The 22,277-nt window shown below is 63.1% G+C and carries 19 protein-coding genes and 1 pseudogene; 8 read left to right on the plus strand and 12 right to left on the minus strand.

Translation table 11 applies throughout. The annotated features are described in order from the left end of the window. Positions 1–16 precede the first annotated feature (16 nt). The 3 genes from exoK to GR138_RS15045 form a co-directional block, all read right to left on the minus strand. Positions 17–811 carry an endo-1,3-1,4-beta-glycanase ExoK gene (gene exoK / locus GR138_RS15035; protein ID WP_420853651.1) on the minus strand — a complete coding sequence of 265 codons (795 nt, stop codon included), beginning with the start codon at positions 809–811 and terminating at the stop codon, positions 17–19. After that, positions 808–1,950, minus strand: a complete 1,143-nt coding sequence (locus GR138_RS15040) for an acyltransferase family protein (protein WP_338091096.1) — start codon at positions 1,948–1,950, stop codon at positions 808–810. The genes exoK and GR138_RS15040 overlap by 4 nt, the downstream gene beginning before the upstream one ends. Positions 1,951–2,303: 353 nt before the next feature. Continuing rightward, on the minus strand, positions 2,304–3,782 hold the full coding sequence (locus GR138_RS15045; RefSeq protein WP_160860059.1) for a lipopolysaccharide biosynthesis protein: 1,479 nt from the start codon (positions 3,780–3,782) through the stop codon (positions 2,304–2,306). A gap of 121 nt (positions 3,783–3,903) precedes the next feature. Between GR138_RS15045 and GR138_RS15050 the strand changes: the two genes are divergently transcribed. Continuing rightward, complete coding sequence (locus GR138_RS15050; RefSeq protein WP_160860060.1) at positions 3,904–4,863, plus strand: glycosyltransferase family 2 protein; 960 nt, start codon at positions 3,904–3,906, stop codon at positions 4,861–4,863. A gap of 60 nt (positions 4,864–4,923) precedes the next feature. After that, positions 4,924–5,874: a polysaccharide pyruvyl transferase family protein gene (locus tag GR138_RS15055; protein WP_160860061.1), complete on the plus strand. Its 951-nt coding sequence runs from the start codon at positions 4,924–4,926 to the stop codon at positions 5,872–5,874. On the opposite strand, the gene GR138_RS15060 is transcribed toward GR138_RS15055, so the two are convergent. The 3 genes from GR138_RS15060 to GR138_RS30290 form a co-directional block, all read right to left on the minus strand. Further along, positions 5,871–6,875: a glycosyltransferase gene (locus GR138_RS15060; protein WP_160860062.1), complete on the minus strand. Its 1,005-nt coding sequence runs from the start codon at positions 6,873–6,875 to the stop codon at positions 5,871–5,873. The two genes, GR138_RS15055 and GR138_RS15060, sit on opposite strands and share 4 nt — an antisense overlap. Before the next feature lie 110 nt (positions 6,876–6,985). Further along, positions 6,986–7,309 (minus strand): exopolysaccharide production repressor protein, encoded by a 324-nt coding sequence (locus GR138_RS15065; protein ID WP_160860063.1) that lies wholly within the window; start codon positions 7,307–7,309, stop codon positions 6,986–6,988. Between the two features lie 575 nt (positions 7,310–7,884). Then, complete coding sequence (locus GR138_RS30290; RefSeq protein ID WP_202402693.1) at positions 7,885–8,070, minus strand: hypothetical protein; 186 nt, start codon at positions 8,068–8,070, stop codon at positions 7,885–7,887. Between GR138_RS30290 and GR138_RS15070 the strand changes: the two genes are divergently transcribed. The 4 genes from GR138_RS15070 to GR138_RS15085 all read left to right on the plus strand — a co-directional run bounded on the left by GR138_RS15070 (position 8,021) and on the right by GR138_RS15085 (position 12,317). After that, positions 8,021–8,698 (plus strand): sugar transferase, encoded by a 678-nt coding sequence (locus GR138_RS15070; RefSeq protein ID WP_160860064.1) that lies wholly within the window; start codon positions 8,021–8,023, stop codon positions 8,696–8,698. The two genes, GR138_RS30290 and GR138_RS15070, sit on opposite strands and share 50 nt — an antisense overlap. 103 nt (positions 8,699–8,801) lie before the next feature. After that, positions 8,802–10,019 carry a polysaccharide biosynthesis/export family protein gene (locus GR138_RS15075; RefSeq protein WP_276508794.1) on the plus strand — a complete coding sequence of 406 codons (1,218 nt, stop codon included), beginning with the start codon at positions 8,802–8,804 and terminating at the stop codon, positions 10,017–10,019. A gap of 7 nt (positions 10,020–10,026) precedes the next feature. After that, entirely contained in the window at positions 10,027–11,295 is a 1,269-nt protein-coding gene (locus tag GR138_RS15080) for an O-antigen ligase family protein (RefSeq protein ID WP_160860066.1), read from the plus strand. Next, positions 11,292–12,317 (plus strand): acyltransferase family protein, encoded by a 1,026-nt coding sequence (locus tag GR138_RS15085; RefSeq protein ID WP_160860067.1) that lies wholly within the window; start codon positions 11,292–11,294, stop codon positions 12,315–12,317. The genes GR138_RS15080 and GR138_RS15085 overlap by 4 nt, the downstream gene beginning before the upstream one ends. A gap of 30 nt (positions 12,318–12,347) precedes the next feature. Here GR138_RS15085 and lpdA read toward each other — a convergent pair. From lpdA to GR138_RS15100, 3 genes and pseudogenes are all read right to left on the minus strand, one after another. After that, positions 12,348–13,750 (minus strand): annotated as a pseudogene (gene lpdA / locus GR138_RS15090) (dihydrolipoyl dehydrogenase). Next, the gene (locus GR138_RS15095; protein ID WP_160860068.1) at positions 13,747–14,958 is read right to left on the minus strand and encodes a dihydrolipoamide acetyltransferase family protein; all 1,212 of its coding nucleotides are present in this window, start codon (positions 14,956–14,958) and stop codon (positions 13,747–13,749) included. The pseudogene lpdA and the gene GR138_RS15095 overlap by 4 nt, the downstream one beginning before the upstream one ends. A 3-nt stretch (positions 14,959–14,961) precedes the next feature. Then, positions 14,962–17,040 carry a transketolase C-terminal domain-containing protein gene (locus GR138_RS15100; protein WP_160860069.1) on the minus strand — a complete coding sequence of 693 codons (2,079 nt, stop codon included), beginning with the start codon at positions 17,038–17,040 and terminating at the stop codon, positions 14,962–14,964. Between the two features lie 120 nt (positions 17,041–17,160). Between GR138_RS15100 and GR138_RS15105 the strand changes: the two genes are divergently transcribed. Next, positions 17,161–17,628, plus strand: coding sequence for an Lrp/AsnC family transcriptional regulator (locus tag GR138_RS15105; RefSeq protein WP_160860070.1), 468 nt, complete (start codon positions 17,161–17,163; stop codon positions 17,626–17,628). 6 nt (positions 17,629–17,634) lie between these two features. Here the strand turns inward: GR138_RS15105 and GR138_RS15110 are convergent, their stop codons facing one another. The 3 genes from GR138_RS15110 to GR138_RS15120 all read right to left on the minus strand — a co-directional run bounded on the left by GR138_RS15110 (position 17,635) and on the right by GR138_RS15120 (position 21,262). Further along, on the minus strand, positions 17,635–18,633 hold the full coding sequence (locus GR138_RS15110) for a DUF3616 domain-containing protein (protein WP_160860071.1): 999 nt from the start codon (positions 18,631–18,633) through the stop codon (positions 17,635–17,637). Positions 18,634–18,809: 176 nt separating this feature from the next. Next, positions 18,810–20,402: an ABC transporter substrate-binding protein gene (locus GR138_RS15115; RefSeq protein ID WP_160860072.1), complete on the minus strand. Its 1,593-nt coding sequence runs from the start codon at positions 20,400–20,402 to the stop codon at positions 18,810–18,812. Further along, complete coding sequence (locus GR138_RS15120) at positions 20,399–21,262, minus strand: helix-turn-helix domain-containing protein (RefSeq protein ID WP_338091097.1); 864 nt, start codon at positions 21,260–21,262, stop codon at positions 20,399–20,401. The genes GR138_RS15115 and GR138_RS15120 overlap by 4 nt, the downstream gene beginning before the upstream one ends. Here GR138_RS15120 and GR138_RS15125 point away from each other — a divergent pair. Next, entirely contained in the window at positions 21,261–22,274 is a 1,014-nt protein-coding gene (locus GR138_RS15125) for an ABC transporter permease (RefSeq protein ID WP_202402660.1), read from the plus strand. The two genes, GR138_RS15120 and GR138_RS15125, sit on opposite strands and share 2 nt — an antisense overlap. Positions 22,275–22,277 lie beyond the last annotated feature (3 nt).

The raw sequence follows: 22,277 nt of genomic DNA on the forward strand, positions 1-22,277 counted from the left end.
GCAGATCCGATCGGGTTCAATTCATCAGGCAGGCGACGGAGCCATCGAACTGGCAGGCCTCGCCCTCGGCGGTGAACGCGACGCGCTCGACCTCGAGCTTGGTCGGCCCGGCAAAGGCGAAGCGTCCCATCCAGTCGGAGAGCGTGTCGGTGCCCCACAGCGAGAGAAAAATCTTCTGGGCGTTGGTCGGGAGTTTTTGCGGGTCCGTCACCTCGTGCACCAGTGCGCCATTGAGGTAGTAGCGAAGGCGATCCTTTTCCCAGACGAAGGCATAGTCGTTGAAACCGCTGTCGGCACCGTCGGGCACGTCGATCAGCTTTTCATTGCCACCCTTGGCCGCAATATACTGGTTGAGCTGCACGCGTGACGTATCCTTGCCGAGCACCTCGAAGTCGATCTCGTCATGCGGTTTCTTGTCGGTGGGGCCGATATAGGTGAAGAAGGCCGAGTTGAGGCCGGGGCCGGTCGCGGACTTCATGCGCACCTCATAGGTGCCGTAGCCGTAGCGCTGGCGCGTCTGCACCTCGCCGCAGGCATATTGGCGCTCGCCGCCCGATGCAGCGTCGAAGGAGAGTTCCAGCTTGCCGTCACGCACCGCGACCTGCTCGGCCGACCAGGTGCAGTTCTGGTGGGGGCCGTTGTTCCAGCCGTCGGAGACATACCAGAGCTTCTTGTCGAGCTGGTCGAACTCTTCGACGAAGGAGGCGCCCTTTGCGCCTTCCTGGGCGGCGAGCGGATTGTTTGCAGCCATGGCGACAAGAAATGCTGTGGTGCACAGGATCGTTTTCGAGGGGGACGTCATTGTCGTCACCTCCTTTGAGCGAGGGGGTCTGAGGGCTTCATCGGCGTGTGTTGGGATCGTTCGGCCGATTGCCGTTTCTGGCCGCCGATGCGTCGACCGGTGAGGACGGCGTGCAGCGAAGGCAGGAAGCGTCGCGCCGCCGCATGTGTCGAAACGAGGATGGCAAGCGCCAGCACGGGGCTCGCCGCGTAGAACAGCGGATAGTCTGGAATATCCAGGCGGTTCCACACCATCCAGAACAGGATGAGCAGCGGATAATGCGCGCAGAAGATCCAGAAGCTGAGCCCGCCGAGCCGTGACAGGGCCTGGCCGGCACGGGTCTGGATGAGCAGCGCCGACAACGTCCAGGCACCGAAGATGCCGGCGATGGCCGCAAGGCTGCGCACCATGTCGAGCCAGGCGGGGAATTCAGGGCCATAGGCATAGAGGGCAAGCGACAACAGCACGGCCATGGCGAACACGGCCAGCACCACGGGGGCTGCAAATCGGTCCAGCCGCTTGATGTCGACACGGTGCAAGGCGGCGCAGACGCCAAAGCTGAAACCGAACAGGATCGCCTTCTTGAGGAAGATGCCGTTCGGCACCGGCAGTACCGCATAGGCGAGCATCAGGGCGAGCACGGTGCGCGGATAGCGCAGCACGGCGAGCGCGATGAGCGGTGACAACAGCAGGCAAAGCAGCAGGTCGCGCAGGAAATAGAGCGGGATGTTGATCGGCCAGGTCTCGATGGCGAGCGTGAGGTTCATCAGGTCGCGCGGCGCGGCGTTGACGACATCCGGCAGGTAGCCGAAGCCGATGCCCTGCGACTGCGCAACATAGACGAGGGCGAGAAAGGCCGTGTTCCACAGCAGGAACGGCACGAGGATCGTCGAGGCCTTGGTGCGCAACGTCTTGGCATAATCGAAGGCATCCCAGCCGCGCTGGAACAGCAGGTAGCCGGAAATGGCGCTGAGGCACGGCACGCCGATGCGGAAGAGGCTGTCGGCCAGGAACACGCGCATCCAGTCCAGCCCACCGAACTGGCCGAGATACGGGCTCGTCGCCGGATCGTAGGGAACATGCACGAAGATGATCCCCGAGATCAGCACGATGCGCATCACATTGATGCGCGCTGAAACGGTCGCGTCGATATCCACGATGTGGGTCACCCCTCTGGTGGACCGTTCCCCCCGGACGGTCGTTCAAACAAGAGCAGACTCGAGCCTACGAAGAGGAGTGTGCCGGATGGGGTCGCGGAAAATATGGCGGTGCAGCAAATTTTCGTGATCACTTGGTTGCAATGCAGCATGACGGCCTGTGCGGATGGCCGCCGAAAATAGTTCCGCGGAGATCGGCGAAGGACGATCGAGCGCTAGGGCAACAATACTTTGCAGTTTATTCGAATATACTGATTCAGTCGCAATTTGTGGCTGCAAACAGCGCGAAATTTTTTTCGCGCTGCTTAATTGTTTGAGGCGAACAAAACGGCAATTGCGGCGGCGCGATGCCGAATTGGGGCAGCTTACGGCAGGCTCGCAGCGGTTTGCGGCTTGGGGCGGCGAACGAGCTCGAGCAGTTTTCGAAGCAGCGGACGCTCGGTCAACAACACCAGGGCCGCATAGATCACACCGCCAAGCACGATGCCGAAACCGACCTGCAGAACCGTGTGAACGTGGAGGGCAAGGTAATTGTCCAGCGTGTAACGCACCACGATCGCCATCAGCGCCGCGGTGAGCATCGGCCGGATCGACGGGTAGAAGCCGACGAGGAACGGCGTACCATCCGCGCGGAACACCACCCAGGAATAGCCGACGAGAACCAGCGCATTGACGATGCAGAGCGCCACCATCGCCTCGACTAATGAGCCGTTATAGGCGCCATAGGCGACGGCGCCCGTGGTGACGACGGCACGGCCGACCGCCCACCAGAACAGCGCACCACCATGGCCGGAGCCCTTGAGATAGGGAATGAACGTGCTGCACGGTGTCAGCAGACCCTTGGAAAGGGCAAGCAGTCCGAGCACCGGCCATGCCGCGGCCCATTGCGGCCCGAAGAGCAGCAGCATAGAGGGCTCTGCCAGCGCCCATAGGCCGAACATCATCGGCGCGAGCAGCAGCGTCGTCACCTGCGTGCTCAGCATCAGCGCCTGCGACCGGCGCTCCCGGTCGTGCATCATGGCGCTGAAGGCCGGGAACAGCACGCCCATGACCGCCGACAGAACCACCTGGTTGGGAATGCTGGAAAAGCGATTGGCGGCGGAATAGGCGCCGGCATCCGCAAGGCCGAGAAACCGCGATATGACGACCATCGGCGACTGGAAGGTGATGAAATTGGCAATCTCCGAGCCCATCAGTCCGAGGCTGTAACGCGCGAGCCTGGCGACCGCGCGCGGGCGGAAACGCAGGCGCGGCAGATAGCGGGAGACGAAGAAGAGGCCGGCGAGCCGGATCACGCCTGAGACGAAAAGCTGGGTCACCAGCGCCCAGATGCCGAAGCCGGCAAGTGCCATGATCACCGCAGCGATCGCCGCGACCGATTCGGAGATCATGCTCCACAGCGCATCCTTGCTGAACTGCATGCGCCGGGCGACGAGCGCATAGGCCACGTCGCCGGCAAGCTGCAACGGAATGAGCAGGCACATGAGGTGCAAAAGATAGGCCGCATCGGCCGCGCCGAACCAGTCGGCGAGCGGTTCTGCCCAGATATAAAGCCCCGCAGCCATCAGGCAGGCGAGCGCCAGATTGGCCCAGAAAACCGAGTGGATCGTCTCCTCGTCTTCCTTCGGTTCGAGGATGAGCGCGGAGGCAAGACCGGCCCCGCCGATCATCGCCAGGAACTGCACGACGGCCAGCGCCACTGCCACCGCGCCGAACTCTTCCGGCGTCAGAAGCCTTGCCAGAATGGGCACCGTGACAAATTTAAGCCCGAATGTGCTTGTCTTGGATAGGACGCTCCAGCCGACGTTTCGTGTCACCGACGTCGCGTTGACCTGCTGGGACATAGCGGATTCCGATCGAAAGAGGAGCCTCGACGACGACGAAATGCCTGCGCCGGAAACGGCCGCGCCCCGGTGGGAGGAGACCATGCGAAACTCTTTCTAGAGAAACCACAGGGACGAAAAGATGGCGAAGCTGACAGTTATCATCCCCTTCTATCAGAAGGAGCCGGGCATTCTGCGACGTGCACTCACGTCGGTGTTTGCTCAAAGTTTCAACGACTTCGACGTCATTGTCGTCGACGATGAATCGCCGTATCCGGCCGATGGCGACATCGTGAATTTTTCGGAGGCGGAGCGTGCGCGGGTACGCATCATCCGTCAGGAGAATGCCGGGCCGGGCGGCGCACGTAATACCGGGCTCGATCATGTGCCGGCCGATTCGGCCTTTGTCGCCTTCCTTGATTCGGACGATGCCTGGACCCCCGATCACCTCGCCGTCGCCCATGCGGCGATGACGGCCTTCGAGGCCGACTGCTATTTTGCGTCGATTACCGGAGGCGATGCATTCTATTATCATTTCGGCGTCGCCGACCTTGAAAAGACCGAAGCGGTCGAGCGGTTGAGCGACGATCCGCTGCTCATCGAGATACCGGGGCTGACGCAGGTCATGCTGAAAAACTGGAGCTTCCTCCACCTCTCTTCGATGGTGATCGGGCGACCCCTGTTCGAAAAAGTGCGTTTCGATGCTGCCCTCCGGCTTGCGGCGGAGGACGTGCTGTTCTTCTGCGATTGCGTGCTCGCCGCCCGCCGCGTGGTGTTGAGTGGCGAAGCCGGCGCGGTGCGCGGCGAGGGGCTGAATATTTTCCACGGCGTCGACAACGACTCGCCGCAATTCCTGCGCCAGCAATTCAACACCTGGGTGGCGCTTGATCGGCTGGAGACGCGTTTTGCCGGCCGGCCGGCGGAAGCCGCTTCGCTGCGCTCCTACAAGCAGACGGCGCGGCGCCAGGCATTGTGGAGCCAGGCGCGGCTGGTCAAACGCCGCAAGCTTCCCCAGTTCGACATGCTGGCGCGCTGGGCCATGCGCGACCCTCGCATCATCACGAGCGCGTTTGGGCTCGCCGTCGGCAAATTCTCCCGCTGACCCTGCGGCGGGCCGCCTCCGGCCCGTCCTTTTGAGAAACGCCATTGCAAGGAGTGGGACATGAAGCCCTATTATTGGGAATCGGAACATGGCAATTTCGGTGACGACCTCAATCTCTGGCTATGGGATTTCCTGCTGCCCGGCTTCCGGGAGGTGCATTCGGATGTGCTTCTGGTCGGCGTTGGCACGGTGCTGAACCGTGCGCTGCTGCCGGAAGAGGGGCGAAAGCTCGTGCTCGGCAGCGGTTTCGGCTATGGAAGCCTGCCGGATATGCAAGACAGAAGCCTCTGGGATATTCGCTGCGTGCGCGGTCCGCTGACGGCGGAAAAGGTAGGCGTGCCGGTGGATCTGGGCGTCATCGATCCAGCGGTTCTCGTCGCCGACATGCCGGAATTTGCCAGCCTGCCCAAGCGTTACAAGCAGTCTTTCGTTCCGCATTGGGAATCGGCGGTGGCGGGCCTCTGGCCGGTCATCTGCGCCATGGCTGGCCTGCACTATATCGATCCGCGTGGCGAGGCGAAGGATGTGATCCGCCAGATCGCGCAGTCGGAGTTGATCGTCGCCGAATCCATGCACGGTGCCATCCTTGCGGACGCCTTCCGCGTGCCCTGGGTGGCGGTCAGCACATCCGACAGCATCAACAGCTTCAAATGGCGCGACTGGGCATCGACCGTCGGTGTCGAGCACAAACCAAGGCGCATCCCGATCTCGACGCGGGCAGAAGCGATCATCAAGGGCGCGCGATTCTGGGGCGTCGATTATGACAGGCAAGGGGTGGCAGCCGTTGCCGTGGCGCCTGAAAGGGTCGAGGAGGGGGACGTCGCCGTCGCACAGATGGCGCACAAACCCGGCTTACGCCTAGCGGCCAAACAGGTGCTGGCGGCACCGTCGACTTTGGCGCTGTGGCAGGCGAGCCGCGCGAGACCGCAACTCAGCACCGATGCGCGCCTCTCCGAGCGCAAGGCGCGGCTCTACGATGTGCTGGAGGGCGTGCGGCGCGACTATCTCTAGTCGCGTGCCGTGGAGGTCGCGGGTAGCAGATAGCGCAGCCCGCCATCCTGCGGGGCGGGCGTTTGCCGGTGGCTGCGGCGGCGCGCTGCATCCACCTTGTCGCGCAGGATGCCGCCGGCAATTGCCGGCATGGCCGTGGGGTTGCCGAAGGCATAGGCCAGCGCGGCGCCGGCCCCACGTTCCCGCCTGCTGTCGAGGAAATGGCGCAGCGCATACCGGTCGCCGATCTGCCGGCAGTGCCGGCGCATGACGCCGACAGCCTCCGCGGGCACGTCGCCGGCCGCAAGGATCGCGCGTTCCGCCTTGTGGAGCGCTTCGAGATCCTTCGTGCGATGTTGCCCGCTCAGGGAATTTGCGCGCACCACAGCGCCATAGCCGCAGCTCTCGATAACGGTGTACCGCGCGCCCTTCACAAGCGCGCGCACATAGAGTTCGTAATCCTCGCCAAGACGCATGTCCTCGCGATAGCGCAGGCCGTGCGCGTCGAGGAATGCCCGGCGCATCACCGGCTTGAGAAAGCCTAGTTCGCCGCGTGGCGCGCCGCGGCGGGAAATGTTGCCGAGGATGAAGGCCTTGAGGTCGAGCCCGCGTGGGCGGGGGGCAAAGCGTGCCGGCTGCTGGCCGAGATCGGGTGTCGCCATGAAGGCGATGTTGTCGGCAACGAAATCCCAGTCCTTGCAGGCGAGAAGCTGGCTGAAGCGGCCGGGAAAGAAGAAGTCGTCGGCGTCGAGGATGCTGATCAGTGGGGCGCGGGAAATGGCGATGGCGTGGTTGCGCGCCGCAGACGGCCCCCTGTTCACGCGGAACCGGATGATATCGAGCCGTCCGCTTCCGTCGTCAGCCTCGCCCGCCGCCGCCATCGTGCGGTCGTCCGAGCCGTCATCCACCACCACGACTTCCGCCACTTCCGGCTCTGCCAGGGCCGAGCGCACAGCGCGCCCGATGGTCTCCTGCGCATTCTTCGCGGCAATGATAACGCAGACCTTTTCTTGCTGGGTCACGATCCACCCCTCTCTCGCGTTGAATTGTCGAGGCGCAGGACAGGCCTACGCTGCAACGCAACATGAAAGGCAAAGGGGGCACAAAAACGGCCCGCCGCAAATTGTCCGGATCAGAACTTGGAGTGGCCGGGCTCGTTGATCGACACGGGGACCTTCGTCTTGGCGGCGTCGAGGTCCTGTTTGCCGCGCAAGCCCTTGTCCGTTTCCGCCTTGCGCTGCTTGGCAGTCCGCCAGACCAGAAAGAGCGTCATCAGGAAATAACCGACCTGAATGAGAACGGCACAGATCAGCGTCTGTATCGCCGTCGTCGTGATCGACCCCGTCGCGAAATAGGTCACGATGGCGAAAGCGACGAGCGCAACCACCATGCTCAAGAAGAAGCGCGGCGCATAGGCCGTGCTGTCTCGCCATTTCGTTTCCGGCGCGCGTTTCATCGGTGGGTCCGCCGTCTCCTCTGAGGCTCTATCGAACTATAGGGGGCCGCCGCCGCCTTCGCAATCATTGGTATTAACCAGTCCGCGACAGGCCCGGTTCCGACTTTCCCCGATTTGTCTTGTGGTTCGGTTAAGGCAGAATCGGTTTCGCTGCGAAAACGCACGCCTTCTTCCTGCCCAGATTCTGTCACGATTTTTCCGCGCTGACGGCCGGTTACGCCGATGACGCGAGTTTGTCCATGATGGGCGCACCCGATGGGTTGCGCACTCCGCAATGTGCGATCAACTTTTGTTACAAAGTCGGCGGCATGTCACGGAAAAATGTGCACCGCAATATAATATTGCAGCGCAAAAAAATGCGATGCAATGCAGTATATATGGATCAAAATATGAAGCCGATGTGTGGAATTTCCTATTTCTCGTGTTCTGCTTGGCAGAGAGTCAGCGTCAAAAGAATTGATAACAAGCTTAAACGCTCGAAATGAACCGGTTGTGCTGAGTTTTGGCGTCGCGGATCTGAGAATTTTGCGTGCCGATTCTTCAGATAAGCTTTAGTTTAGGATATCAAGATTCTCTTAAATACGCTGTGCCCTTTTTTTAATCGATAAATCACGCTTCAAAAAACAAACTGTGACCATACACTCCGCATTGGATGTCTGAACACGTCCGGGGGGACCCGACCAAATCGCAAGTTGAAATGGAGCCATCTCTATGAAGTCCGCGAGTCGATCGGCCAGTTCGCCGTTTTTCAGTTCGGCCATAACCGGCGCTCCGCCGATAGGGGGAATATCGAAACGGAGCTTTGACATTCTGGTGGCCTTTGCCGCCCTTGTCGTGCTCAGCCCGATCTTCGTGCTGATCATGGCGCTCGTAAAATATTCCGATGGCGGCAGTGTCTTCTATGGCCACCGCCGCATCGGCTACAACGGATCGATGTTCCGGTGCCTGAAGTTCCGGACCATGTCTGAAAACGGCGACACCGTTCTGCAGCAGTATTTCGAGCAGAACCCGGCCGCCTATGAGGAATGGCGCACGACGCGCAAGCTGCAGGACGATCCACGCGTGACCGTCGTCGGCACTGTCCTGCGCAAGCTCAGCCTCGATGAGCTGCCCCAGCTCATCAACATCCTCCGGGGCGAGATGAGCATCGTCGGCCCGCGTCCGGTCGTCGAGGACGAGCTGGAGCTCTATGAGGCCTCGGCGGTCTACTATCTCCAGACCCGTCCTGGCCTCACCGGCCTGTGGCAGGTGAGCGGCCGCAACGATGTGTCCTATTCGGCACGCATCGAATTCGACACGCATTATGTGCGCAACTGGTCGCTTGCCTCCGACCTCGTCATCGTCGCCCGCACCATTCCGGCCGTCTGCCTGTCACGCGGCAGCTATTGATCCGAAGCTCTCTCCCGCATTCCCTCGTGGCTGCGGGAGACCAGAGACAGAGGTTTCCATGAAGACGATTTTGCACGCGGCCCGCGCCGCGGCTTTTTTTCGCATGGCGGCGCTTGGCGGGCTTTGCCTGCTGTTGGCGCTCGCTGCCCAGCCCGTTTCCGCAGCCGAGTACCGGCTGGGTGTGATGGATAAACTGCGCATCCGTGTTGCGGAATGGCAGACCGCCGAAGGGGCTATCCGTGACTGGAGCGCGGTCAGCGGCGACTACAGCGTCGGGGCCGATGGTTCCGTCTCCCTGCCATTCATCGGGCAATTGCCGGCCGATGGCCGCACGTCCGGCGAACTTGCCGAGGAGATCGGCAAGAAGATGCAGATCCTCTTCGGCCTGCGCGACCGTCCATCCGCTTCGGTGGAGATTGCCGAGTACCGGCCGGTCTACCTCGCCGGCGAGGTGCAGACGCCGGGGGCCTATCCCTATGCGCCTGGCCTTACCGTTCTCAAGGCCGTCAGCTTCGGCGGCGGTCTGCGGCGCGCGGATGCCGGCCAGCGGTTCGCCCGCGACTTCCTGCGTTCCGAAGGCGAGGCCGCCGTCTACCTCGCCGAGCGCAATCGCTTGCTGATCCGCCGGGCACGCGTCACAGCCGAAATGCGGGGCGCCGAGGGCATCGAGATGCCGAAGGAACTCGCCACGTCGCAGGAGGCCGGCGCCATCCTGGAAAGCGAAAAAGCACTGAAGACGTCGCGGGAAAGGCGGCTGCGGGTGCAATTGACCGCGCTTGCCGACCTCAAGTCGCTGCTCACCAACGAAATCGAGGCGCTCGGCAAGAAATCGGAAACGCAGACCCGCCAGCTTGAACTTGTGCAGGGCGACCTGACGAAGGTGGATACGCTCGCCGAAAAGGGCCTTGCCATCAGTTCTCGCCGCCTGGCGCTGGAGCAACGCACTGCCGATCTTCAGGCCGCGCTGCTCGACATCGACACCGCGTCGCTCAAGGCCAAGCAGGACATCAACAAGGCGACGCAGGACGAAACAAACCTGCAGAACGACTGGGATTCGCAGCTGGCGCAGGAGTTGCAGAATACCGAACAGGAACTCGACACGCTCGCCCTGAAGCTCGGCACAAGCCGGGACCTGATGTCCGAGGCGCTGATGCAGTCGGCCGATGCCGCAGCCCTCAAGGGTGGGCTTTCCGCCGCCAACATTGTCTATTCCATCCAGCGCACGGTGGAGGGCAAGACCGAGCAGATCCGCGCCACCGAAACGACGCCGGTCCTGCCGGGTGACATCGTGAAGGTGGATGTCGCCGTCGGGACCCAGTGAGGCAGGCATGCGGATCGCGAAGACGCGCCTGATCGGACCTGTCGGCAACGAGGCCTATGCCGCGACCGCCGTTGCGCTGTCCTTCTTCGTCTTCGCCTATTCCTTCCGCTTCGGCCAGATATCGATCCTCGCCTATTATGCGCTGTGGCTGCCACTGGTCGCCGTTGACTACCGGCGCGTGCTCGGCAACTACACGCGCTATCTCTGGATCTTCGCCTTCGCCATTTTCGCCTGCCTGTCGGTCTTCTGGTCGCAGGCGTCCGGCGCCACCGCCCGCGCCGGGGTACAGTATCTTTCCCATGTGATCTGCGCGCTGATCGCCATGCGGGTCGTCGACACGCGCACTCTCGTGCGCGGCGGGTTGCTCGGGACCGGGCTGGTTCTGTTCTACTCCCTCGTTTTCGGCGTCTATCACCTGGATCCGCTGGACGGCACCTACAGCTTCGTCGGTGCCTTCGCCTCGAAAAACCAGCTTGGCTTTTATGCCTCGCTCGCTGTGCTGTTCGCGTTCGCGGCGCTGTTTCTCGGTGCCGAGCGGGGGCTCTGGCGGCTCGCGGCTGTCGGCTGCATCGTGATCGCGCTCTACTGCCTCAAGGCCTCGCAATCTGCGACATCGGTGCTGACGACGATCGCCATTGCCGGCCTGTGCCTTGCCCTGCGTGGGCTTGAACTGTTGGCGCCAGCCCATCGCAAGATGCTGTTTTTCGGTCTCGCGATTGCAACGGTTCTCACCCTCATCGCCGGCGCCTATGGCGGCGGTTACGAAATGGTGCTGGGCGCCTTCGGCAAGGACGCGACGCTGACCGGCCGCACCTATCTCTGGCAGCAGGGCATCGAGGCGGCCGGCGAGGCTCCGCTGATTGGCATTGGGTACCAGGCGTTCTGGGTGCAGGGTTTTGCCGAGGCCGAGCGGCTTTGGGCCGCCTTCTTCATCGGCACGCGGTCCGGCTTCCACTTCCACAACACCTTCATTGCCGCCACCGTCGAGACGGGGCTGATCGGCTGCCTGCTGTTGTCGATGGTGCTGATCGTGACGTTCGCCGGGCATCTGCGGCGCCTGCTTTCCGCGACGCATGACCTGGAGGCGCTGGTGCTGTGCACCGTGGCGGCGCTGCTTGCTGTGCGTACCTTCGTCGAAATCGACATCCTCAACCCCTATCATGTGGGGTCCTTCCTGCTCTATTTCGCGGCCGGGAAACTTGCCGATACGCAAAAAAACGTTGCCGTGGAAGACAGACGGCCCCTGCTTCGCCAGTCCGGGGCGGCGCTGACATGACGGGCGCGGAGCGGCCGGCGGGACAACACAACACGCTCTACGGCATCCAGTATCTGCGCGCCTTCGCCGCGCTCGCGGTCGTGGTCTTCCATGCGGCGGAACGCAGCGGTTTTGCTTTTGCCATCGGCGCGGCCGGCGTCGATGTCTTCTTCGTCATCAGCGGCTTCATCATGTGGGTCATCGTCGAGCGGCGCCCGGTCTCGCCCGGGCGCTTCCTGATCGACCGTATCCGCCGCATCGTGCCGATCTACTGGCTGGCGACCGCCCTGATGGTAGCGGGTGGGCTTGCCGGTCTCTTTCCCAATCTGGTGCTGACGGCAGGCCATGTGCTCGCATCGTTTTTCTTCGTGCCGCTGCCCTCGCCGAGCAGCGGCGGTCTCTGGCCGGTGCTCGTGCAGGGCTGGACGCTCAACTACGAAATGTTCTTCTACGTCGTCTTCGCCGCCTGCCTCGCCCTGCCGAGAAGCTTCCTGCTTCCCGCAATGGTCCTTGTCTTTGTCGGCCTCGTCGCGATCGGGTTTGCGGTGGAGAGCAGCAATCCCCTGATCGTCACCTATACGCGCCCGATCATCCTGGAATTCGTTGCCGGCATGCTGATCGGCCGGCTATGGCTGGCAGGCTGGGTCCCAAATGCATTCGCTTCACTGGTTCTGATTGTCGGTGCACTGGTCGGCTTTGCGCTCATCGGTATTCTGAGATTGCCGTTCGACGAATGGACCTGTGGCCCGCTCGCCTGCGCGCTCGTCTACGGTACCGCAGCACTGGAGACGAGGGGCCGCGTGCCGCGCCTGAGGCTCCCGGCTGTTCTCGGCGACGCGTCCTATTCGATCTACCTCTGGCACACCTTCGCCATCTCCGTCGTGGCGAAGGCCGGCATGATGCTCGGCCTTGCGTCATGGCTCGTTTTGCTGGCCTCGTTCCTGGTCGGCACGCTGGCGGGGCTATGTGGCTACTATCTGATCGAGCGTCCACTTTTGCGTGGCGCGGGCGGCATGCTCAAGTCGAGGAATATGCCCGCCTAAAAACGCGGAAGGCAGGACCCGGCCCCAGCATCAGATGTGAATGGCGCTGCCACTGAAGCCAAGGGCCGCTTCCTTGATTGCCTCGCTGTGCGTGGGATGCGCATGGCAGGTATAGGCTATGTCCTCAGCCGTCGCGCTGAACTCCATCGCCTGCGCGATCTGCGCAATCATCGTGCCTGCCATGTCACCGACGATATGCGCGCCGAGCACCACGCCGGAACCCGCGTGGCATAGCAGTTTGACGAACCCCTCGGTGCTGCCATTGGCTTTTGCCCGGCTGTTGGCGAGCATGGGAAACGTCGTGGCACGATAGGGCACGCCGTCTGCCTTGAGGGCCTGTTCGGTCCTGCCGACGGAGGCCGCCTCGGGACTGGTGTAGACAATCGCCGGGATGAGCGCATGGTTGACGATGCCGGGTTTGCCGGCGAGCCGCTCGGCGATGGCAATGCCCTCATCCTGCGCGCGATGCGCCAGCATGGGGCCGCGTGTCACGTCGCCGATGGCAAAAACGCCGCTCATGCCCGCCCGCCCGCGCCCGTCCACCGGGATAAAGCCGCCGTCATCCGGTGTGATGCCGACCGTTTCCAGCCCGAGATCGTGTGTGTTCGGCCGGCGTCCCGTGGCAACGAGCACGACATCCGCAGCCAGTTCCGAGGATTTTCCGTCTGCAACCGCCAGGGAGAGAAGCGCCACACCGTCCTCCACCCGGGCGGCGGAGACGGATGTCGCGCTCAGGATCGTCAGGCCCTGTTTTGTCAGCAGCTTCGTCATCGTCGCACGGATATCGTCATCCATGCCGGGAAGGATGCGGTCGGCATATTCGATGATCGTCACCTTCGCGCCGAGACGAGACCAGACCGAGCCAAGCTCGAGGCCGATGACACCACCGCCGATCACGACAAGTCGTTCCGGCACGCGCGGCAAGGACAGGGCGCCGGTCGAATCGACGATGATGTCGGCCGCATTGTCCACCGGCACGCCGGCCAGCGTTGCCGGTAGGGAGCCGGTGGCGATGACAACGGATCCGGCGCGGACCGTTTTTCCAGCAATGTCGACGCGGCCCTGCCCGGCGAGACGCGCGCGGCCGGTGAGGCGGGTCACGCCATGTTTGCGAAACAGGGAATCGATGCCCTTGGTCAGCGTGGCGACCGTCGTGTCCTTGCGCGCCATCAGCGTTGCAAGGTCGACGGAAACGGCGCCGGTGCGGATGCCGAAACCGGCCATGTGGCCATCGCGGGCAGTTTCGAGTAGGTGGGTTGCGTGCAGCAACGTCTTCGAGGGGATGCAGCCGACATTGAGGCAGGTGCCGCCGAGTGTCGGGCGCTCCTCCACGCAGGCGGTCTTCAGGCCAAGCTGGGCGGCGCGGATGGCGCAGGCATAACCGCCGGGCCGCCGCCGATGACCAAGAGGTCATAGTCGTGGGAGACGGTCATTGCGGCGGGCTTTCAAGCGCTTCGACGAAACGGGTGAGCCAGGCGTTCGTCTGGTGGCCGTCGAGTGCGCGGTGGTCGATGGTGAGCGAAACATAGGCCATCGGCCGGATCTGGATCGTATCGACACCGTCCACCTCGCGCACCACGACCCGTTTTTCCAGTTTGCCGACGCCGAGGATCGCCGATTGCGGCTGGTTGATGATGATCGGCGCGGCGACGAGCGACCCGGATACACCGTGGTTGGAGATGGTAAAAGTGCCGCCGCGCATGTCGGCCGGCGTCAGCGTGTTTGTGCGGGCGCGCGCGGTGAGATCCTGCAAGCGCGCGGCAATGCCGGCAAGCAAGAGGTTCTGCGCATCGCGGATGACCGGCACGACGATGCCGTCATTGCCGAGGGCCGTGCCGACGCCGATATTCACATCCTCGAAGATGTCCAGGCGGTCGCCATGCCAGCGGCTGTTGACCTCGGGCACCGCCTTCATGGCGGAAACACAGGCCGCGACGATATAGGCGGTGTAGGACAGCGATACGCCGGAGGCGGCCTTGCTCCTGTCGCGATGGCGGATCACGGCACTGAAATCGGCTTCGAACACGGTCGTGACATGCGGCGCCGTCGAGACGGACATCTTCATGTGCTCGGCAATGGCGAGCCGCATTGGCGAATGGGGAACGGAGTGCGCGCGCAGATCGCCCGACGGTTTGTCCGCCCGTGTCGAGGGCAGGGAAGGCGTCTTTGCAGACTGCGTTGCGGGAACGAGGTTGCGGGCAAGGGCCGCTTCGTGGGCGGCATCCATATCGCCGCGGGTGACCCGCCCGCCCTTGCCGGTACCTGTCACCGTTGCGGGGTCGATGCCGTATTCCTCGATCGCGCGCCGGACCGCCGGGGAATAATGGATGTCGTGGTCGATATGTGCAGGTTGCGGTGCCGCCGCCGCAGCGGGCGCAGTCACAGCCGCAGTCGATGCACCCTCCATTCTGATACGGCCAAGCACAGCGCCGGGTTCGGCGTTTTCGCCGCTCTGCATGAGGATTTCATGCAGGATGCCGGTGAGGGGGGCGGGGATCTCCTGGGTGACCTTGTCGGTCTCCAGTTCCACCAGCGGCTCATCGAGTGCGACCGGCTCGCCAACCGCCTTCAGCCAGTTGCGCACCACTGCCTTCGTGCCTTCCTGTTCATGAGGAGCGAGAACATCGATCACGTCTGCCATCGCTCAAAACTCCAGCAGCGCTTCGAGCTTGGCCCGGATCTGGCCGACCGAGGGCACGGCCCAGTCGAGCAGCACCGGATTGTGCGGGCTTGGTATGTCCGGCATGGTGAGGCGCGAGACGGGTGCATCGAGATCCATGAAGGCTTCGTCGGCGACGACGGCGGAAATTTCCGCGCCGAAGCCGGCGGTGCCGAGATCCTCGTGAACGATGAGGCAGCGCCGTGTGCGCCGCACGGAGGACAGCACGGCCTCCTTGTCCCAGGGCATCAGCGTGCGCAGGTCGATGACGTCTGCGGAGAGACCGTCGGCGGCTTCCTCGCAGCGATGCACCATGGCGCCCCAGGTGACGAGCGTGATCCTGTCGCCGCGCCGCGTGAATTCGGCCTTGCCGAAAGGCAGGGCATAGGCATCGCCGGGGTAGGGGCGCCTTGCCCAGGCGTGGTCGAGCATGGCGCGGTGCTCGAAGAAGATCACCGGATCATTGCCGCGCAGGCTGGTGCGCAGGAGGCCGACAGCATCCGCCGCATTGGAGGGCACAGCGACCTTCCAGCCCGGCTGGTGCACGAAGGCGACCTCGTTCGTCTGGCTGTGCCAGGGATCGCCGCATTTGAAATAGCCGCCCGGCATGCGCAGCACCATGGGCGCTGCAAAGCGGTTGTTGGTGCGCCAGCGGATTGTGCCGCAATCGTTGATCTGCTCGGTGGCGGGTTCCGCATATTTGCGGAACTGGATTTCCGGCACCGGCATCAGCCCCGCCAGCGCCATGCCGACCGCGCGGCCGACGATGCCCTCCTCGGACAGCGAGGTGTCGAACACCCGCTCGCGGCCGAACTTTTCCTGAAGGCCGAGCGTGACGGCATGCACGCCACCCTTCGGCCCGATATCCTCGCCGAACAGCACGACGCGTTCATTGATCGAAAGTTCGTGGTCCAGCGTGCGGCGGATGGCCGTCACCATGTTGATGCGCTGGCCGGTCGTCTCGGCGGTCTGCGTCATCTCGGGCGCCATATAGCCGTGGCGGAGCTGCCCGCCCATCACCTGCGCGTCGCCCTCGAAGAAGACATGCCGCGTCACCGTTTCCGGTACCGCCACGGGGCGCGCTTCCGCGGCAACCCGCGCGGCCTCCGCAGCCTGCCTGGCATCGTCGTTCGCGCCATCCCAATCCGATTCGCTGAGCACCGCCGGCACGATGTAGTCCTTGAGGCGTGGCAGGGGATCGCGCGCCCATTCGCTGCGAACCGTTTCCTCGCTCTTATAGGCCTGCGTGTCCTGGAAGCTGTGGCCTTGCAGGCGCGGCACGGTGAGGCGCAGAAGCACGGGGGCCCGCTTGTGGCGGACATGTTCCACCGCCGCGCCGGTCAGGCGGGCGGCAGCGGCCGGATCCGTGCCGTCTCCTTCGAGGACTGTCAGATTCTTCCAGCCGGACAGGTTGGCGGCGATGTTGCCGCCCGGCGTCTGGACGGTCGAGGGCACGGAGATGCCGTAGCCGTTGTCCTCGATGTAGAACAGCATCGGCAGGCTCTGGGTGGTGGCGATGGTCAACGCCGACCAGAAGCCGTTCGAGGCCACCGAACCGTCACCACCGAGTACGACGGCGATGCTTTCGGCATAGTCGGCCTTGCCCAGCACATCGGCATAATATTTCACGGCCTGTGCCCAGCCGGCCGTCGGCGTGTATTGTGTACCGACCCCACCGCACATCGGCAGCGCGGATGCGCCTTCAAGGTTCGGATAATTGAACACGACGCCGATGTCGCGGCCGTCGGAATAGCCGCCGGCGCGGCCCATCGCCGAACCCAACGCGTCGGCGGGATCGACGCCGAGTGACAGCAGCAGCGGGCGCGATCGGTAGTAGCCACAGGTCGCGTCGTGCCGGTTTGTCAGCAGGCTGCCGAGCATGATCTGCGCCATGTCGTGGCCACGGGCGGAGAACTGGTAGAGCACCTTCTTCTCAGGCACGAGACGGGTTTCCTCCATCTCGTCGAGCGCGCGGGACAGGTGCACGAGATAGGTGATGCGCCGCCAGTCGACGGAAGCGTCCGGCGCGTTCCGGATGATGGGTTTGAAAGCAGCCTGCGCCATGGTTTCCTCCCGCATGTGCATGGACGGAAAGTCTAGAACGCTGTGACCGAAAAAGCGTTTCAAACGGGTTGGCTTCTACGATACAAATGAAACGTCTGTATCATGCTTACGGAAAATTCGATGAATACAGTTCATCTTGACGCGATCGACAGAAAAATCCTGCAGGTTCTGCAACAGCGCGGCGACATCAGTCATGCGGCTCTGGCCGAGGAGGTGGGGGCCTCTAGTGCCTCCTGCTGGCGACGGATCAAGGCGCTGGAGGAGGCGGGTGTGCTCGGCCCGACCGTCCGCCTGCTCGATCCCGACCGTATCGGTCGCGGCCTCAACGTCTTCTGCCAGGTCCGCATGAAATCGCACGATCCCATCGCCCGGCGCGACTTCGAGCGTTTTGTGCAGCGGCACGAGGAGGTGCTGGAATGTTATTCGATGTCCGGTGAATGGGACTATCTCCTCCGCGTCGTCGTGCGGGATGTGAAGGATTACGAACAATTGCTGATGCAGGCGATCCTGACCCATGAGGCGGTCGCCAATTCCTCATCGCACTTTGCCTTGAAAAGCGTGAAGTACACGACGGAGCTGCCGCTTTAAGCGTCGTCAGGGCAGCGTTACGGCAAGGGCGCCACCTTCCTTTTCACCATCAAACTGGATCAGGAACTTTTTCTCGGCGAGAGGCAGGATGACCTCCGCCTTGCGATTGTCGCCGGCATCCGGAATGCCTGTCAGGGAGACGAGGGGCGCGACCGTGTCACCCGCGCCATCCCAGGAAAAGACCGTGTAGACCCCTGCAGTGTCCGGGCCGGGGCCGGCGAGCACCAGGATGCGGTCGCCATCCCATGCCAGGTCTCGAATGCCGATGCCTTCGCCGATCGGCAGCTTGAACATGTGGCTTTTCAGGTCGCCGCCCGTTGCCAATCCCTCCAGGGAGACCGCAAGCACGGCGGCGTGGCCGCCGGGAAACAAAGGACCGCGAAAGCCTGCGAAGAGCTGGTCGTCCTTGATGGCGATGCCTTCGATTGTCAGGCCGTTTTCCTCAAGCCGCTTGCCGGCAAAATCCTTGAGGTCTGGCTGATCCTGGATTGCTTTCGCCAGGGACAGGGTCGTTGTTTCGACCGTCGCCGTGCCGTTGGTGGCCACCGTCACCTTGGCGATCTGGCTTGCGGCCGCAATGTGTGCGGCGATCCGCGCCGCATCGTTTGTCGGGTCGAGTTCATGGTCCTTGTCACGCGGGTGGCCATGCGAGCCGATGACGTAGAAGGCACCATCCGCAAATGCGACGCCCTCGCCATCGAGTTCGAGCGCCTTGCCGTCGAAGGTGTTGCTGATCAGGGGAACCATCGCTCCCGCCAGCAGCTTGCCGTCCTCCAGGGTGATGATCTGTGCGGCTTGAATATTGTCGTCGATGAGAAGGCAGGTTCGGGGGAAGTCGGCGGTCGTCGAGCAGGACAATCCGCTGACGTCCTCCGCTTTCTTGTCCTTCTTGCCGATGATCTTTCCTTCGGCAAGCCAACGCTCCGCCTTTACCTCCGCAGAATAGGCCGGTCCTACGAAAACGGCGGCCAAGAGACATCCGGCAAGCACGTGCATCGATCGCATGGCACCCCCTGAGCAAACGCGCGGTGCAAGGAATTTACACTGAAGGCGCGCAGTTCGCCAAGGATTTTTCACCTTATGCGGGAGGTTGGGCCGATCTCCGTGTCCGGGAATTGCTTCCATTCGTCTCGAATGACGGAGGGGTACGGTGGCGACCGTTCAGCCGCCACCGCTGGCGTTTACTGCGCCTTCTTTACCAGACGGTAGTAGACGAAGTCGGAGTTGGCGCCGTTGACGTAGCCTTCGACCGACGGGCTCATCGCCACCTGCTTCTGGGCCTGGAACATCACGACGATCGGCGAATTCGCCTGCACCTTCTTCTGAAGGTCGACATATATCGCATCGCGCTTGGCCGGGTCCGCCTCGGCCAGCGCCGCCTTCGTTTCCTTGTTCAGCTCTTCCGGAACCGCCCAGGCATTCCGCCAGGTCGTGGTCGACTGGTATTTGTCGTCCGCATTGTCCTCGTTATAGGCGAAGGCCTTGGCGTTGGAATGCGGGTCCATGAAGTCCGGGCCCCAGTAGAGCAGCATGGCCTCATGCGTGCGGGCGCGGTACTTGGTGATCACCTGGCTGCCCGTGCCGGGCAGGATTTCGAAGTTGATGCCGGCCTGGCCGAAGGAGGCCTGCAGCGATTGCGCCATGTCGGTGAAGGGCGTTGAGTTGATCACGTCGAGCGTCACCTTGATCGGCGTCGTGACACCGGCATCGGCGAGGATCTTCTTGGCCTTCTCCGGATCGAAGCTGTAGGGGTTTTCATCGAGCGAGCCCGGGAAGCCCTTCGGCCAGAAGGCCTGGTGCGTCTCCATCTGGCCCTTCAGGAAGGAATCCGTCATGCCCTTGTAGTCGATGAGGTAGCGCGCGGCTTCCCACACGGCCGGCGACGTGAGGGTCTCGATCTTCTGGTTGAAGGACAGGAAGTGCACGGCGGCTTGCGGATAGGTTTCCACCTTCACGTCCTCGCCGAGACCACCCACCTGATCAGGCGTCAGGTTCTTCGCCATGTCGATATCGCCGGATTTCAGCATGAGCTGCTGGGTCGCCGCCTCCGCGACATGGCGGATGATGACCTGGCGCAGGGTGGGCGCGCCCTTGAAGTAATCCGGGTTGGCTTCCAGCGCCAGCATTTCGCCGGCGCGGTAGGTGCGCAGCTTGAACGGGCCGGTGCCGGCCGAGTTGGCGTTGAGCCAGGCATTGCCGAAGTCGCCATCCACCTCGTTGGCCTTGACGGTTTCGGCATCGATCACCGAGCCCGGGCGGGCGGCGAGCACATTCAGCACGAAGGCGGAGGAGAAGTCGCCTTCATACTTCACGACCACCTTGTTGGCGCCGTCGGCGGTGACCATCTGCTCGATGTTTTCCGGCGTCCAGCCGAGCTGGGTGAGAATGAAGGCCGGCGCCTTGTTGAGCGCGATGACGCGATTGAACGTATAGATGACGTCCTCGGGGCGCAGCGGATTGCCGGAGTGGAACTTTACGCCGTCGCGCAGCGTGAAGGTGATGGTCTTGGCGGCATCGTCGGCCACCCATTCGGACGCGACACCGCCAACCAGCTTCGTCGGGTCCTCGGCGTCGTACTGCACGAGGCGGTCATAGACCTGCGTGACATATTCGCCGGAGGAGAATTCATAGGCCTGCGCGGGGTCGATCGCGACGATGTCGTCGATGTTCTGTGCCACGACGAGCACGTCGGCGGGCGTTGCGGCGAGGCTCGCCGTCGATGCCATCGGCAGGGCGAGGGCGGTTGCGAGCAGGGCTGCCCGGAAGAAATTCATGTCGTGTTCCCTTTCTTGCTGGAGGTTCTGTTGCGCGCAGCAGGCTGCACGCTCTTGCCGCCGCCGAGATCCGGCAGCGGGGTGATTTCGCGGGAGCGGAACATGAAGAGCGTGCCGGTCCAGAGCATTTTTGCGGGCTTGCCGCTGTCATTCCACCAGGCATGCGGGCGGTTGCCGCGGAAATGCAGGCTGTCGCCCGCCGAGATCGTCATCTCGGCATCGTCCACGCGCTGGGTGATCGTGCCGTCGAGCATGAACAGGATCTCCTCGCCCTCGTGGCTCACCACCTCGGAGCGATAGCCCGGCGGAATGGTGAGTATGAAGGAGGAGAGTACGCTGCCGGGAAATTCCGCGCCGATGCGCTCGTAGACGATGGAAGAACCATCGACGGAAAAACGCTGCCGCTCGCCGTTGCGGGTCAGCGCATCCTCCGCGCTCGGAGCGGCGATGAAAAATTCGATGCCGACCTCCAGCGCCCGGCTGATCTGCGCCAACGTGCCGAGCGAGGGCGTGAAGTGATCGCGCTCGACCTGGCTCAAATAACCGACCGATATGCCGGAGGCATCACCGAGCTGCTGGAGCGTCATCTTCAATTGGCGGCGGCGGGCGCGGATAAGCGCACCGACCTTTGGCGTCCCATCCGTTTCCTGCTTCAAAGCCTGGCCGGCCATGCGCACCTCCACAATAATTTTTTTGATATAACCAAAATTATCTGTATGGTCGCAAGCGAAATCTTCCGCCGCGATGATCAACGCGGTCAGACAAAGAGGGGGCACTCCGCACGTGAGTTTGGACCAGCAGGCCGTCGCGGCATTGGACAGGATACCGAATCCGCCCTCATCTTCCGGCCCCGGCCGCATGTTGCCGTTCCTCCGCGGCCTCGGCGGTTTCGCCGCCACTGTCGCCTTCACCTTCCTCGGGCTTCTGGCGATCACATTCTTCATCGGCCGTGTCGTGCCGATCGATCCGGTGCTGGCGGTCGTCGGCGATCGTGCGCCGCAGGCCGTCTATGAACAGGCCAAGGTGGAGATGGGGCTGGACAGGCCGCTGCCGATGCAGTTCGTCTCCTATGTCGGCAAGGTGCTGTCGGGCGACCTCGGCAAGTCGGTCTCGACCAACAATCCCGTCGCGACCGATCTCGCCCGCGTCTTCCCGGCAACGCTGGAAATGGCGACACTCGGCATCATCATCGGCGTGCTGCTCGGCGTTCCGATGGGCGTCATGGCGGCAAGCCGGCAAGGTTCGCTCACCGATCAGGTGATCCGCGTCGTCGGACTGCTCGGCTATTCGGTGCCCGCCTTCTGGCTCGGCCTTGTCGGGCTTGCGGTGTTCTATGCGCATTTCGGCTGGGTCAGTGGTCCCGGCCGCGTGGAGATCTACCTCGACGGCATGGTGCCGACCGTCACTGGCCTGCTTCTGGTCGACAGTCTCGTCGCCGGCGACATGGAGGTGTTCCGCAGCGCGGTGTCGCACATCATCCTGCCCGCCGCCGTGCTCGGCTTCTTCAGCCTCGCCTATATCGGCCGCATGACGCGCTCCTTCATGCTGGACCAGCTAAACCAGGAGTTCGTCACCACCGCCCGCGTCAAGGGCGTGCCGGAGCGGGTGGTGCTCTGGCGCCATGCCTTCAAGCCGATCCGCGTGCCGCTGATCACGGTCATCGGCCTGTCCTATGCCGGCCTGCTTGAAGGTTCGGTGATGATCGAGACGATCTTCTCCTGGCCGGGCATCGGCAACTATCTCACCGTGGCGCTCCTGAATGCGGACATGAATGCCGTGCTGGGCTCCACCCTCGTCATCGGCGCGGTTTTCGTCGGCATCAACAAGCTGTCCGACCTGAGCTACCGCATCCTCGATCCCCGCGCGCGATAGGAG

The organism is Shinella kummerowiae, assembly GCF_009827055.1.
In the GTDB taxonomy this organism is placed as follows: domain Bacteria; phylum Pseudomonadota; class Alphaproteobacteria; order Rhizobiales; family Rhizobiaceae; genus Shinella; species Shinella kummerowiae.